Origin of the sequence: Anoxybacillus eryuanensis (assembly GCF_051200995.1) — a bacterium.
GTDB lineage: Bacteria > Bacillota > Bacilli > Bacillales > Anoxybacillaceae > Anoxybacillus > Anoxybacillus tengchongensis.
Window position 1 is genome coordinate 17,066 of sequence record NZ_JBPODS010000003.1, and the last position, 13,774, is coordinate 30,839.

Consider the following 13,774-nt stretch of genomic DNA (forward strand, 5'->3'; position numbering starts at 1 on the left):
GAGGGGTCCTATGTGGACACCCTCTTTTCGTTTAATAAATTGGCGTATTGTCTTTATTCATGTTTTCTAAGATTTGTTTCACGCGTGCTAAGAAGCGACCGCAAATTAAGCCGTCGAGGACGCGATGGTCAAGCGACAAACATAAATTGACCATGTCGCGAATCGCGATCATACCATCTTTAACCACAGGACGTTTGACGATTGATTCGACTTGTAAAATCGCTGCTTGTGGATAGTTAATAATGCCCATCGATTGCACTGAACCGAAAGAGCCGGTGTTGTTGACGGTGAATGTCCCACCTTGCATATCTTCTGGACGGAGTTTTCCTGCGCGTACTTTTGCTGCTAATTCCGCAATTTCACGCGCAATGCCTTTAATCGATTTTTCGTCGGCATGTTTAATGACCGGAACGAATAAGGCATCGTCTGTCGCTACCGCAATCGAAATGTTAATATCTTTCTTTTGAACAATTTTATCGCCTGCCCACATCGAGTTCATTTGTGGGAATTCTTTCAACGCTTGAGCTACCGCTTTCACAAAGAACGCAAAGTATGTTAGGTTGAAGCCTTCGCGCTTTTTAAATTCATCTTTAATCGAATCGCGATAAGCGACTAAGTTGGTCACATCGACTTCGACCATCGTCCACGCATGCGGTGCTTCATGTTTACTGCGAAGCATATTTGTTGCGATTGCTTTTCGGACTGGTGTGACAGGGATTTCGATGTCACCCGCTTGCACAGGAACACTTGGCGCTTGTTGTTTTGACGCCTCTATTTTTGGTGCGATATCCTGTTTCGGTACTTCTACTTGTTGGACTTGCTCAGCGACTTGTTTTGGTGCATCCGCTTTTGGCACGTTACCAGACTCAATGAGTTTAAGTAAATCTTTGCGCGTAATGCGACCGCCCATCCCTGTTCCTGTCACTTGTGTTAAATCGATGTGATGTTCTTGCGCGAGACGAAGAACAGCTGGCGAGTAACGTCCACGCTCACCGGCTTGCTTTTTCACCGGTTGTTTATTCGTTTGTTCATTCGTCGGCGGTAATTCGTTTTCCACGCTCGTTTGCTTTTCTTCTACTTGTCCTTCTCCTTCGACTTCAATCGTACAAATGACAGCGCCAACAGGCAATGTTTCTCCTTCTTTTGCAATAATTTCTTTAATCACACCAGCAAATGAAGATGGAATTTCCGCATTGACTTTATCTGTCATCACTTCGGCAAGCGGATCGTATTTATTGACGCGATCGCCAACAGACACAAGCCATTGACTAATCGTTCCTTCCGTTACACTTTCGCCAAGCTGTGGCATCGTAATTTTCTCTATCGCCATCGTGACTCCTCCTTAAAACTGCGCCAATTCGCGCATCGCCTTTTCAACTTTATCTGGGTTAACCATAAAGAATTTTTCCATCGTTGGCGCATATGGCATGGCTGGAACGTCTGGACCAGCAAGACGCATAATTGGCGCGTCTAAGTCAAATAAGCAATGCTCGGCAATAATTGCCGCCACTTCACTCATGACGCTTCCTTCTTTGTTGTCTTCTGTCACAAGCAACACTTTTCCTGTTTTGCTTGCCGCTTCAATAATCGCCTCTTTATCGAGCGGATATACGGTACGCAAGTCTAAAATGTGAGCAGAAATGCCTTCTTGTGCCAATTTTTCAGCAGCTTGTAGCGCGAAATGAACGCATAAACCGTACGTGATAACTGTAATATCTTCCCCTTCACGTTTAACGTCTGCTTTACCAATTGGTAGCACATAATCATCTGTTGGCACTTCCCCTTTAATGAGGCGATATGCTCGTTTATGCTCAAAAAACAGTACCGGATCTTCATCGCGAATCGCCGCTTTTAATAACCCTTTCACATCGTATGGTGTAGATGGCATGACAATTTTTAATCCCGGCTGATTCGCAAAAATCGCTTCAACGGATTGCGAATGATATAGCGCCCCGTGAACACCGCCACCATATGGAGCACGAATGACAATTGGACAGTTCCAATCATTATTTGAACGATAACGAATACGCGCTGCTTCGGAAATAATTTGGTTTACAGCAGGCATAATGAAATCAGCAAATTGAATTTCAGCAATGGGACGCAATCCGTACATCGCGGCGCCAATGCCCACGCCTACGATCGCAGATTCCGCAAGCGGCGTATCAATGACGCGCTCTTCGCCAAATTGATCATATAGCCCTTGTGTTGCTTTAAATACGCCCCCTTTTTTTCCGACATCTTCCCCAAGTACGAATACGCGCGGGTCACGTTCCATTTCTTCGCGAATCGCCATCGTAACGGCATCGATATATGAAATGACAGGCATATTTATTCCTCCTCTGCGTATACGTATTTCAACGCATGTTCTGGTTCTGCATATGGTGCTTTTTCCGCATAATCTGTTGCTTCATTGACTTGTTTCATGACGCGATCGAGAATTTCTTTCTCTAGCTCGTCTGTTAATACGCCTACTTCTTTTAAGTAGTTTGCAAACAAGTAAATTGGATCTTTTGATTTTGCTTCGGCAATTTCTTCTGGCGTACGATATGCGCGGTCATCATCGTCTGATGAATGCGCCGTTAAACGATAAGCAACCGTTTCAATTAACGTTGGGCCTTCACCGCGGCGCGCACGGTCTGCTGCTTCTTTGACGACGCGATATACTTCAAGCGGATCTGTACCGTCAACAGTGTATCCTGGCATGCCGTAGCCGATGGCACGATCGGATACTTTTTCGCAAGCTAACTGCTTTTCAATTGGAACTGAAATCGCATATTTATTGTTTTCGCACATAAAAATGACCGGCAACTTGTGAACACCAGCAAAGTTTGCTCCTTCGTGGAAGTCACCTTGGTTAGAAGACCCTTCTCCAAATGTAACGAACGATACGAAATCTTTTTTCTCCATTTTCGCTGCTAGTGCGATACCAACAGCATGTGGCACTTGCGTTGTAACTGGCGAAGAGCCCGTGACGATTCGATTTTTCTTTTTCCCGAAATGGCCTGGCATTTGACGACCGCCAGAGTTTGGATCTTCAGCTTTCGCAAATGCTGAAAGCATGAGTTCTGTCGGTGTCATACCGAACGTTAATACGACACCCATGTCACGATAATATGGTAATACATAATCTTTCGTGCGATCTAAAGCGAATGCAGCTCCCACTTGCGCTGCTTCTTGCCCTTGACAAGAAATGACGAACGGAATTTTACCCGCGCGGTTGAGTAGCCACATCCGCTCGTCAATTTTGCGCGCTAACACCATTGTTTCATACATTTGTAAAACGGTTTCATCGCTTAAACCGAGTTGTTTATGACGCATCATGCATTCCTCCTTTAAAAATGAATCGCTTTTCCGTCAACAGCAAGCGCTGCTTCCATCATCGCTTCTGACAGCGTCGGATGCGGATGAATCGTATGCGCAATTTCCCACGGTGTCGCATCAAGCACGCGTGCTAATCCAGCTTCAGAAATCATATCTGTGACGTGCGGACCAACCATGTGCACACCGAGCAAATCATCTGTCTTTGCATCAGCGACAATTTTTACAAATCCTTCCACCTCTCCGTACACGAGCGCTTTTCCAATCGCTTTAAACGGGAATTTGCCGACTTTCACTTCGTATCCTTTTGCCTTCGCTTCTTCTTCTGTTAAGCCAACGCTCGCAGCCTCAGGACGACTGTAAATGCATTTTGGCACCATCGCATAATCAAGTGGGTGAACTTCTTTTCCAGCGAGATGTTCAATTGCAATGATCCCCTCATGTGAAGCAACATGAGCAAGCTGTAAACCACCGATCACATCACCAATCGCATAAATGTGTTTTTCTTTCGTTTGATAATACTCGTTCGTTTCAATAAACCCTTTTTCGACGACAATATCGGTATTTTCTAATCCGATGCCTTCAACGTTTGCTTGACGTCCGACGGAAACGAGCATTTTTTCAGCTGTAAACGTTTCGTTTTGTCCATTAATCTCTGCTTGAATGCGTACACCATTTCCAACAACGAGCGTTTCTGGTAACACTTTCGCTTTTGTAACAATGCGTACACCACGCTGTTTTAATATTTTTTCAATTTCTTTTGAGACATCTCGGTCTTCTGTCGGCAAAATGCGATCTGCATACTCAATGACTGTAACATCTACCCCAAAATCGTTTAACATCGATGCCCATTCGATTCCGATGACACCACCGCCAACAATGATGATAGAAGATGGCAACGTCTCCATGCGTAATGCTTCGTCTGATGTCATGACAAATTGACCGTCAATTGTTAGGCCAGGTAACGTACGTGGGCGAGATCCTGTTGCGACGACAACGTATTTTGGTACAAGCATTTCATTTTCCGTTCCATCGTTCATCTCAACAGAAATCGTTCCCGGCATCGGTGAAAAAATGGATGGACCTAAAATACGTCCCGTTCCTTCATACACATCAATTTTTCCTTTTTTCATCAACATGTGGATGCCTTTATGCAGTTGGTCAATAATCGCTTGTTTGCGCGCTTGTACTTTCGCAAAATCTAAACGCACATCACTTGCTAGCACGCCAAACGTTTCACTTTCTTTTGTTTGCGCATACACTTCCGCGCTGCGCAATAACGCTTTGCTCGGAATGCATCCTGCATGTAAGCACGTCCCTCCAAGCTTTCCTTTTTCAACGACTGCTGTTTTTAAACCGAGCTGGGCAGCGCGAATCGCAGCGACATATCCGCCTGTTCCGCCGCCAAGTATGACTACATCGTACTCTTTTGCCATCATTTCATCCCCTTAAACCGTTGTTTTGACCGCTTGTGGATATATTTTTGCTTCTTCCTCTCCGCGCAACACGCGAAGCGCCCCTTCGGCAAGCGCCTGCAATTCATTTTCCCCTGGTTGCACGATGACATCAGCGATCCATTGTACCCGATCAGCAATTTCTTTCACAAATTGTTTTCCATACGCTAAACCGCCTGTTAAAATGATGGCATCGACTTTTCCAGCTAGCACGGCACTTGCTGCTCCTATTTCCTTTGCTACTTGGTATGCCATGGCGCTATAAATGAGCTTCGCCTTTTCATCACCATTTTCGATCATTTTCTCGACTTTCACCGCATCGTTCGTCCCTAAGTAACCAACGAGACCTCCGCCCCCAACGAGCATGCGCATCACTTCTTCGCGATAATATTCGCCAGAAAAACAGAGAGAGACAAGATCACCGGCTGGCACAGTCCCAGCACGTTCTGGGCTAAACGGACCTTCTCCGTCCAATCCGTTGTTGACATCGATGACGCGCCCGCATTTATGTGCACCGACTGTAATACCTCCGCCCATATGTGCGACAATGAAATTGACTTCTTCATACGTTTTCCCCATTTGTTTAGCTACACGACGAGCGACGGCTTTTTGATTTAATGCGTGGAAAATGCTACGACGCTCAATTAATGAAAATCCAGAAACGCGAGCAATCGGATCAAGTTCATCGACAACGACTGGGTCGACAATAAACGCTGGAATATTTAATGCGGAAGCAATTTCATGTGCTAAAATGCCTCCAAGATTTGAAGCATGTTGGCCAGAGTACCCACGTCTTAAATCTTGCAACATCGCCTCATTAACAGCATATGTGCCACCTTCAATTGGACGAAGTAAGCCTCCACGGCCGCATACTGCATCGAGCTTAGAAATATTGATACCTTCATGATCAAGCGTTTCTAAAATCGTTTGCTTACGAAATTCGTATTGATCAATAATTTTTTTATACACTTGTAACGCTTCTGCATCATGACGAATCGTTTTTTCTAAAATGGAGCGCTCATTATCAAAAACGCCAATTTTCGTTGACGTCGATCCCGGATTAATGACTAAGATGCGAAATGAATGTTCTTGCAATGTGTAACCCTCCATTTTTATCATCGACGAAGCGAGAACGAGCGTCCTCGCTTCTTTTATTTAACGTGTGCGACGACGGCTTAAAATGTGCTGACCGTTTTGTAAAAATTGGCTACGTGATTGACGCATTTTTGCAATACGTTCTTCAGCTAAACGGTCTGCTGCTTGGTATGTCGGAATGCCATCACGCTTCGCAATTTCGATGACTTTTTCAATATTGTTGTAAATTTGCTCAACTTTTTTCATCGCACGTTCACGATTATATCCATATAGCTCATCTGCTACGTTAATAACGCCTCCGGCATTAATGACATAGTCTGGCGCATAAACGATACCCATTTCATGAATGATGTCTCCATGTCTTGCTTCGCGCAATTGGTTGTTGGCAGCGCCAGCAATGACTTTTGCTTTTAATTGTGGAATCGTTTGGTCATTAATAATGCCTCCAAGCGCACACGGAGCGAAAATATCGCATTGTACACCATAAATGTCGTTCGGATCAACTGCTTTTGCGCCAAACTCTTCGACAACACGTTGTACCGCTTCTTTGTTAATATCTGTAACGATGAGCTTTGCTCCTTCTTCATGAAGATGACGGCATAAATTGTATGCCACATTACCGACACCTTGCACCGCAATCACTTTTCCTTCAAGCGAATCGCTGCCAAACGCCTCTTTTGCTGCTGCTTTCATACCGCGATAAACACCGTACGCAGTAACGGGAGAAGGATTTCCAGATGAACCGAACGCTGGTGAAATACCTGTGACATAATCTGTTTCTTCATAAATAATGTCCATATCCGCAACCGTTGTACCGACGTCCTCTGCTGTAATGTAGCGACCGTTTAATCCTTGAATAAAGCGACCAAACGCTCTAAACATCGCTTCATTTTTATCTTTTCGTGGATCCCCAATGATGACCGCTTTTCCACCGCCAAGATTTAATCCGGCTGCAGCGTTTTTATATGTCATGCCACGCGCTAAACGAAGCGCATCTTCAATGGCTGCATCTTCTGATTCGTACATCCACATACGCGTGCCACCTAACGCTGGTCCAAGCGTTGTATCATGAATAGCAATGATTGCTTTTAATCCTGATTCTTTATCTTGGCAAAATACTAATTGCTCATAGTCGTATTGCTCCATATATTTGAAAATCTCCATCTTTCGTTCCCCCTTGTTATTTGTTCGTTGCACAAATGGCTAGTGCTAGTGAATATAATTTGCTTTCTGCAGAATCTGCGCGAGATGTTAATACAATTGGTGCTCTCGCTCCGGCAATTATCGCCCCTACTTGCGCACGGGCAAAGTATACGAGCGATTTATATAACACATTTCCCGTTTCAATGTTCGGTACAACTAAAATGTCAGCATGTCCTGCTACCGAGCTTTGAATGCCTTTATGTTCGGCAGATTCAACAGAAATGGCGTTATCTAAAGCGAGCGGCCCATCAACGATGCAATCTTTCAACTGTCCACGCTGATTCATTAACGATAATGCAGCTGCATCAATCGTTGCTGGCATCGCTGGATTGACGACTTCGACAGCGGCAAGTGGTGCAACTTTTGGCTTTTCTATTCCGATGGCTTTAGCCACTTGTACCGCATTCATAATAATTTCTGTTTTTTGTTGCAAATCAGGTGCTATGTTCATCGCTGCGTCAGTGACGAGAATTGGCCGTTCATAATGTGGTACATCAAATACAGCAACATGCGATAAAACACGACCTGTGCGCAGCCCGTATTCTTTATTTAGCACCGCTTTTAAAATGGTTGCTGTCGGTACGTTCCCTTTCATTAAAACGCTTGCTTCTTTTTCGTGCACCGCTTTCACAGCCATGTGAGCTGCTTCTTCGTTTGTCGAAGCATGAACGATACGAATCGCATCGTCACCTGCTTCCTGAACATATTCAGCAACGAGTTGTGATAAAACGGATTCATCGCCGTATAAAATAAATCGCCCGAATCCTGCTTGTAATGCTTGTGCGACTGCCTTCAATACTTCTTCATCTTCGGCCGCTGCAACAGCTACAGTTGCCTCAGGAAATTGGGTTGCCTTGGTGATCAACGATTGTAGCTTCATCTCATCTGCTCAACCCCTTTGTTTTTTCGTCACTTTTTATTCTTGCAAAAAGTGTGCCAACTTCTTTTGTATTGAAAACGCTTTATTTTTATTTATTTTCTATTGCAATCTTTTGCATACTATGAACATTATTGCATGCTTTTTTTGTCAAGTCCATACTTTTCAAGTTTGTAATATAAATTTCGAATAGAAATGCCAAGTTGTTTGGCAGCTGCCGTTTTATTCCCTTGACACGATTGTAAAACGCTTTCAATCACTTTGGCTTCATATTGTTCCACGAGCACCGCCAAAGGTTGATGAACATGGGATGATTCAGGAGAAGAAAGATGTTCTTGTTCTTTCGGTTTGTGTAACAACGAAATATGTTTACGCTCAATGATCACTTCATTATATTTCATAAAAATCATTGCTCTTCCTAACACATTTTCTAGCTCTCGTACGTTGCCTGGCCAATCGTACGAGAGTAAATAAGCTAGCGCATCATCTGTAATACCTTCCACATTGCGACCATAGTCTTGATTTAGTTTTTGTATCAGTCGTTCACATAGAGCTGGAATATCTTGTTTTCGAGCACGTAACGGCGGAATGTAAATTGGCATGCGATTTAACCGATAATATAAGTCTTCACGAAATGTGCCATCAGCAATCGCTTTTTCGAGGTGAACGTTTGTTGCAGCAATGACACGTACATTAATCGGAATCGGCTTTGTGCCACCGACACGCACAATTTCTTTCTCTTGCAACACTCGCAAAAGTTTCGCTTGCATGTTGGCTGATAATTCCCCAATCTCATCGAGAAAAATACTTCCGTTGTTCGCTTCTTCAAACAATCCTTTTTTCCCTCCGCGTCTTGCACCAGAAAACGCCCCTTCTTCATAACCAAATAATTCACTTTCAAGTAGCGACTCGGAAATGGCAGCGCAATTGACGCGAACGAATTTATGGTATTTTCGATCACTCGCATTATGAATAGCGTGAGCAAACAATTCTTTGCCTGTTCCTGATTCACCACGAAGCAAAATAGTTGCTGGAGTTTTCGCTGCCAATTTTGCTTGTTCAATCGCTAACATCATCTCTTCTGACGTGCCAACAATGTCGTCAAAGGAATATTTCGCCTCTAACGTACGAATAATTTGACGAGCACGTTGCAACTCAGAAGTTAATTGTTCAATTTCTGAAACATCATGAATGACACCAACACTTCCTTTCAATACCCCATCAACGATAATCGGGGCAACATTCACGACAACATCACGCTTTTTCGGACCGACTTTCATGCGCACACCTCTGACTGGCCGTCGTGTTTTTAACACTTTCATATGCATGCTTTCCCCTTCCGAAATATCCGCTGTTGCCGGTTTTCCGATCACTTCTTCTTCAGATAAGCCTGTTAGCTTTGTATACGCCGGGTTAATTAAAATGCCGTTGCCATATTCATCAACGACGGAGATCGCTTCTTCGGAAGAATGAATAATCGCTTCTAACATCGTGCGAATTTCTTTCAAATTTGTTACTTCTTCCGCCAAACGAACAACTTCTGTAATATCTTTGAATACCGCAAAAGCACCGAACAATTTTCCGTTTTCGTCTATTAACGGAATACGTGTCGTAATCATTTTTTTTCCGTTTTCTAATAGTAATTCTTGATTCAACTCGACTTCTCTTGTCTGTAATACGCGCGGCAATCCGCTCGCTGGAATGACATGCAAAATATGTGATCCTATGACTTCCTTTCTCCTTTTCCCAATCATCTTCTCTGCACTTGGATTCATATGTGTCACGAAACCACGTTCATCAATAACAATCATTCCATCATGCGTAGAGTTGAAAATTAAATCGTGTTTGGTTGTCGCTGTTTTTAACGTGGCAATGAGTTGCTCTTTTTCTTCCACGAGTTGCGCAATAATGTAGGCAATATCACCAGGAATGACGACCGTATGCGCAGCGCTTGCTTTACGCAACGTAGCAAACACTTCGTCGTCTCCTGTTACTTCAACAATGACATCAATATCGTCCGTTAACACATCATGCCAATGGTTACTCGTTTGAATACCCATGTCACGTGCAGCCTTTATCCCTGGTGCATCGTCGTTTCGATCCACAATCGCTACAACATCCATCAGCTTCGTTTCATGAAACATTTTTAATAGCGCACTTCCGCCTTTGCCTGCCCCAACAATCAATACTTTTTTCATTTCCCATCACCTATTCGTTTGCAATTTTTTGCAGACGCTTTCATCATACATTGTTTTTCTCTTCTTGACAAACAACCAAAAACATTTATGATGAAGACAGAACAAATGGAAAGGGTTTTGTTTTATGCAACGAATGATCGCCCTACTCATCTTACTTATTCCCGGATTTATTGCAGCGTTAGGAATTAAATGGATGAGAGATACCGTATTTGGCATTTTGCATGCACCAATTCCTTCACTTGCCATTCAGTTTTTACTCGGTTTATTTTGTTTTCTCATCGGTCTCGGCTTTATCGCAGGATTTATTTTTCATCGCGATCGAAAACGAAATAAAGTACAACCACGCTTTCAAAAAAAACGCTTCGATTCAAAATGATCGAAGCGTTTTTTCACGTATGTTTTTTGCTTTTTCAGGAAAGTCAGTAAAAATCCCATCTACTTCATATTGAAACATCGTTTTCATCTGTTCTTCTTTATTGATTGTAAAAGGACGAATGAGCAATTGGTGAGCATGAGCGGCTTCAACGAACGATCGATCGACCGTTGGATGATACGGATGAAGCGCTAACGCCTGTAAAGTATGGGCATAACTCCACGGCCGATGTAACTTTTCCATGTATAGTAGCGCTGTTTCAATATGAGGGGCCAATTTGTGACATGTTTCCATACTTTCGTGATTAAACGATGAAAAAATGACACGCGATGCTAAACCGTATCGTTCAACAAGCTCAATCGTTTTTTCTTCTAATCGTTCATAAGGTACAAGATTGTTTTTGAATTCAATATTGATGAGTAACGACGTATTTTTCGCCCACTCGAGCACTTCTTGTAACGATGGAATGGGACAAAAGCCGTATTGCTTAAATTTATAATTAGCGTTTAATTTACGTAATTGCCGATACGTCATTTGTCCTACCCATCCTGTTCCATCTGTCGTTCGATTTACTGTTTCATCATGAATGACGACGACAACCCCATCTCTCGAAAGCTGTACGTCAAGTTCAATTCCGTCCGCTTGCACACGTGCCGCTTCTATAAACGAAGCCATTGTATTTTCTGGATGTGTTCCTGCTGAACCACGATGAGCAAAAATATGTGTCATCCTTTTCCCACCTTCAAAAACATTTTATACTTAACATATGAAAGGAGTTGAATGTATGCGACCACTAAACATTTCGTTAGAAACAGCCCAAAAGCTAGCGAAAGCATTGAACATGCCACTAGAACAAATTATGCACATGCCTCAGCACATATTAATCCAAAAGTTGCTTGAGATTGAGAAAAATGAACAACAAAAAAGGTAGTCGTACGGACTACCTTTTTTATTAGCTTGCTTTATGCTCAAGTCTTAGCCGATCAGCAACCATCGCGATAAATTCTGAGTTTGTCGGCTTTGCTTTTGACATACTGACCGTATGGCCAAATAAAGATGAGATGGATTCTAAATTACCACGACTCCATGCCACTTCAATCGCATGACGAATCGCCCGCTCCACGCGACTAGCTGTCGTATTATACTTTTTGGCAATGTCTGGATAAAGCACTTTCGTAATTGATCCAAGTAACTCGACGTCGTTGTATACCATCGCAATGGCCTCACGCAAATATAAATATCCTTTAATGTGTGCGGGAACACCGATTTCGTGAATAATGTTCGTAATGCTTGCATCTAAATTTTTTGGTTTTCCATCACGAATTGGGGAAAGAAGCGGTCGTTTGAATACGGCTGGCTTTTTCCCGCATACGTGGCGAATTTGATTGACTAAATGTTCAATGTCAAACGGTTTTAAAATGAAGTAAGAAGCTCCGAGTTCAACCGCTTTTTTCGTCACATCTTCTTGTCCAAATGCTGTCAGCATGATTACGTTCGGCAACGATTGTTTGACCATGCGTAGCTTTTCTAACACAGCTAAACCGTCTAAATGCGGCATAATAATGTCAAGAACGAGAACATCAGGATCGCGATCGCGCAATAATTGCAAGCAATCTTGCCCGTTATATGCAACGCCAATGACTTCCATATCTTCTTGGCTTGTAATGTATTCTTCAAGCAAATGCACTAATTCTCGATTATCATCTACAATACACACTTTTATTGTACTCACGAAATCCTTCCTCCCTAAAGCAATGATCTTTTGTCACATACGTGCTTAATTCGACGCAATGGGCAAAAATCCTTTTTCCTTTGCAAAATTAGTCAAATAATTTATATTTTTCATAAAACATATGTGCATGTTTTTTCTTTCATTTTACACTACATGTTTACGCCGTGTCATGATAAAATATGACAAATTGCGTGGAAAAACAAAAAGCAAGCTAATATTAGCTCGCTTTTTGTTCGCTTTTATCATAAATGTTAATTCCGGCTTCGTGCAACATCCATTCAATGTGCACACCATACCCAGATGTCGGATCGTTAACAAATACATGCGTCACAGCCCCAACGAGTTTTCCATCCTGAATAATCGGACTCCCACTCATCCCTTGAACGATGCCACCTGTTTTCTCTAACAAACGTGGATCGGTTACTTTGATGACCATGCCTTTTGTCGCAGGGAATTTTTGCGGCATGACACTAACAATTTCAACATCAAACGCCTCCACCTGATCTTGTTCGACGACCGTCAATATTTTTGCTGGCCCTTTTTTCACATCTGTCGATAAGGCAATTGGCATCGGTTTGTCGAAAATGCCATTTTGAATCGGTTGTGAAAGTTTTCCAAAAATACCGAACGGACTGTTTGTTTTAATGTCACCAATAATTTGTTTATCAGTCGAAAATCTTGCTAATTTTTCACCAGGGCTACCGTTTCTTCCTTTATCAATCGCCGTGACCGTCGACTTAACAATCGTTCCATCACGAACGACAATCGGCTTTCTCGTATCCATATCAGAAATGACATGTCCGAGTGCGCCATATATGTTTGATTTCGGATCGAAAAACGTCATTGTCCCGATTCCTGCTGCAGAATCACGAATGTATAATCCGATACGATACGCCTGATCGTGTTTATCTTTCAATGGGGTGAGTGTTGTTTCAAACGTCTGATGATCACGAGCAACGGTTAATCGTAAAGGTTTACCCGTTTTTCCCGCCTCTTCAATGAATGGGGAAACATCTGTCATTTTTTCGATTTTTCGTCCGTTAATGTGAGTAATCGCATCCCCAACTTGAATGCCAGCCGTCTCACCTGGAGATTGCTTTCCTTGTTCTGTCTCCACTAAATGATGCCCAACGACAAGAACTCCAACGGTATTTAACTTAACTCCAATCGATTGACCACCGGGAACAACTTTAAAATCTGGTAATACCTTTACGTTTACCTGTTTCATTGGAAATCCTGCCATTTGTAAAATGACATCACTTTCCCCAACATGTTCTCCGGTAATTGCTAACTTTTCTTTTGGATGGACAGAAACAGCGTTTGTCGTTATCGAGTGAGTAGAACCAAATACGGGCACATGAGCCGTTTGTCCTTGGAATAACACAATTTGTTTCGGAATGCTCACATATTTTTGAAATGGTGTTGCCATACTTAGAACGATAAAAGAAACAAGGAGAAATGCACCTATTCCTTTTCTTAATTTGTCAAAATCCAAAGCCTTCACTCTCCTCGTTCCTACGTACA

Annotated in this window: 13 protein-coding genes; 2 read left to right on the top strand and 11 right to left on the bottom strand. The window is 42.8% G+C overall.

Annotated elements, in window-relative coordinates; all coding sequences use genetic code 11:
• Nucleotides 1-31 precede the first annotated feature (31 nt).
• The 8 genes from HNQ84_RS04620 to HNQ84_RS04655 all read right to left on the bottom strand — a co-directional run bounded on the left by HNQ84_RS04620 (nt 32) and on the right by HNQ84_RS04655 (nt 10,145).
• Nucleotides 32-1,330, bottom strand: coding sequence for a dihydrolipoamide acetyltransferase family protein (locus HNQ84_RS04620; protein ID WP_183246367.1), 1,299 nt, complete (start codon nt 1,328-1,330; stop codon nt 32-34).
• Between the two features lie 12 nt (nt 1,331-1,342).
• A complete protein-coding gene (locus tag HNQ84_RS04625; RefSeq protein WP_003394199.1) occupies nt 1,343-2,326 on the bottom strand; it encodes an alpha-ketoacid dehydrogenase subunit beta in 984 nt (327 codons plus the stop codon).
• Nucleotides 2,327-2,328: 2 nt separating this feature from the next.
• The gene (locus tag HNQ84_RS04630) at nt 2,329-3,321 is read right to left on the bottom strand and encodes a thiamine pyrophosphate-dependent dehydrogenase E1 component subunit alpha (protein WP_183244038.1); all 993 of its coding nucleotides are present in this window, start codon (nt 3,319-3,321) and stop codon (nt 2,329-2,331) included.
• An 11-nt stretch (nt 3,322-3,332) separates the two neighbouring features.
• Entirely contained in the window at nt 3,333-4,754 is a 1,422-nt protein-coding gene (gene lpdA, locus HNQ84_RS04635; RefSeq protein ID WP_435621329.1) for a dihydrolipoyl dehydrogenase, read from the bottom strand.
• Nucleotides 4,755-4,766: 12 nt separating this feature from the next.
• A complete protein-coding gene (gene buk, locus HNQ84_RS04640; protein WP_055440915.1) occupies nt 4,767-5,867 on the bottom strand; it encodes a butyrate kinase in 1,101 nt (366 codons plus the stop codon).
• A gap of 60 nt (nt 5,868-5,927) precedes the next feature.
• Nucleotides 5,928-7,031, bottom strand: coding sequence for a branched-chain amino acid dehydrogenase (bcd, locus tag HNQ84_RS04645; protein WP_435621330.1), 1,104 nt, complete (start codon nt 7,029-7,031; stop codon nt 5,928-5,930).
• Between the two features lie 16 nt (nt 7,032-7,047).
• Nucleotides 7,048-7,950 carry a phosphate butyryltransferase gene (yqiS, locus tag HNQ84_RS04650; RefSeq protein WP_435621331.1) on the bottom strand — a complete coding sequence of 301 codons (903 nt, stop codon included), beginning with the start codon at nt 7,948-7,950 and terminating at the stop codon, nt 7,048-7,050.
• A gap of 128 nt (nt 7,951-8,078) precedes the next feature.
• The gene (locus HNQ84_RS04655) at nt 8,079-10,145 is read right to left on the bottom strand and encodes a sigma 54-interacting transcriptional regulator (RefSeq protein WP_435621332.1); all 2,067 of its coding nucleotides are present in this window, start codon (nt 10,143-10,145) and stop codon (nt 8,079-8,081) included.
• Nucleotides 10,146-10,269: 124 nt separating this feature from the next.
• Here HNQ84_RS04655 and HNQ84_RS04660 point away from each other — a divergent pair, with 124 nt between their 5' ends.
• On the top strand, nt 10,270-10,521 hold the full coding sequence (locus tag HNQ84_RS04660; protein ID WP_183244050.1) for a DUF2627 domain-containing protein: 252 nt from the start codon (nt 10,270-10,272) through the stop codon (nt 10,519-10,521).
• Here HNQ84_RS04660 and HNQ84_RS04665 read toward each other — a convergent pair.
• On the bottom strand, nt 10,513-11,247 hold the full coding sequence (locus tag HNQ84_RS04665; RefSeq protein WP_435621333.1) for a glycerophosphodiester phosphodiesterase: 735 nt from the start codon (nt 11,245-11,247) through the stop codon (nt 10,513-10,515). The genes HNQ84_RS04660 and HNQ84_RS04665 overlap by 9 nt on opposite strands.
• A gap of 55 nt (nt 11,248-11,302) precedes the next feature.
• Here HNQ84_RS04665 and HNQ84_RS04670 point away from each other — a divergent pair, with 55 nt between their 5' ends.
• Nucleotides 11,303-11,449, top strand: coding sequence for a YycC family protein (locus tag HNQ84_RS04670; RefSeq protein ID WP_072242674.1), 147 nt, complete (start codon nt 11,303-11,305; stop codon nt 11,447-11,449).
• A 21-nt stretch (nt 11,450-11,470) separates the two neighbouring features.
• Here the strand turns inward: HNQ84_RS04670 and spo0A are convergent, their stop codons facing one another.
• Both spo0A and spoIVB read right to left on the bottom strand, forming a co-directional pair.
• Nucleotides 11,471-12,250, bottom strand: a complete 780-nt coding sequence (gene spo0A / locus HNQ84_RS04675; protein ID WP_435621334.1) for a sporulation transcription factor Spo0A — start codon at nt 12,248-12,250, stop codon at nt 11,471-11,473.
• Between the two features lie 217 nt (nt 12,251-12,467).
• Nucleotides 12,468-13,745 (bottom strand): SpoIVB peptidase, encoded by a 1,278-nt coding sequence (gene spoIVB, locus HNQ84_RS04680; protein ID WP_435621335.1) that lies wholly within the window; start codon nt 13,743-13,745, stop codon nt 12,468-12,470.
• Between the last annotated feature and the right edge of the window lie 29 nt (nt 13,746-13,774).

What these genes read in the sequence shown, in the direction of transcription:
- HNQ84_RS04620 (WP_183246367.1), bottom strand. Translation starts at nt 1,330, where the DNA reads ATGGCGATAGAGAAAATTACGATGCCACAGCTTGGCGAAAGTGTAACG.
- HNQ84_RS04625 (WP_003394199.1), bottom strand. Translation starts at nt 2,326, where the DNA reads ATGCCTGTCATTTCATATATCGATGCCGTTACGATGGCGATTCGCGAA.
- HNQ84_RS04630 (WP_183244038.1), bottom strand. Translation starts at nt 3,321, where the DNA reads ATGATGCGTCATAAACAACTCGGTTTAAGCGATGAAACCGTTTTACAA.
- lpdA (WP_435621329.1), bottom strand. Translation starts at nt 4,754, where the DNA reads ATGGCAAAAGAGTACGATGTAGTCATACTTGGCGGCGGAACAGGCGGA.
- bcd (WP_435621330.1), bottom strand. Translation starts at nt 7,031, where the DNA reads ATGGAGATTTTCAAATATATGGAGCAATACGACTATGAGCAATTAGTA.
- yqiS (WP_435621331.1), bottom strand. Translation starts at nt 7,950, where the DNA reads ATGAAGCTACAATCGTTGATCACCAAGGCAACCCAATTTCCTGAGGCA.
- HNQ84_RS04655 (WP_435621332.1), bottom strand. Translation starts at nt 10,145, where the DNA reads ATGAAAAAAGTATTGATTGTTGGGGCAGGCAAAGGCGGAAGTGCGCTA.
- HNQ84_RS04660 (WP_183244050.1), top strand. Translation starts at nt 10,270, where the DNA reads ATGCAACGAATGATCGCCCTACTCATCTTACTTATTCCCGGATTTATT.
- HNQ84_RS04665 (WP_435621333.1), bottom strand. Translation starts at nt 11,247, where the DNA reads ATGACACATATTTTTGCTCATCGTGGTTCAGCAGGAACACATCCAGAA.
- HNQ84_RS04670 (WP_072242674.1), top strand. Translation starts at nt 11,303, where the DNA reads ATGCGACCACTAAACATTTCGTTAGAAACAGCCCAAAAGCTAGCGAAA.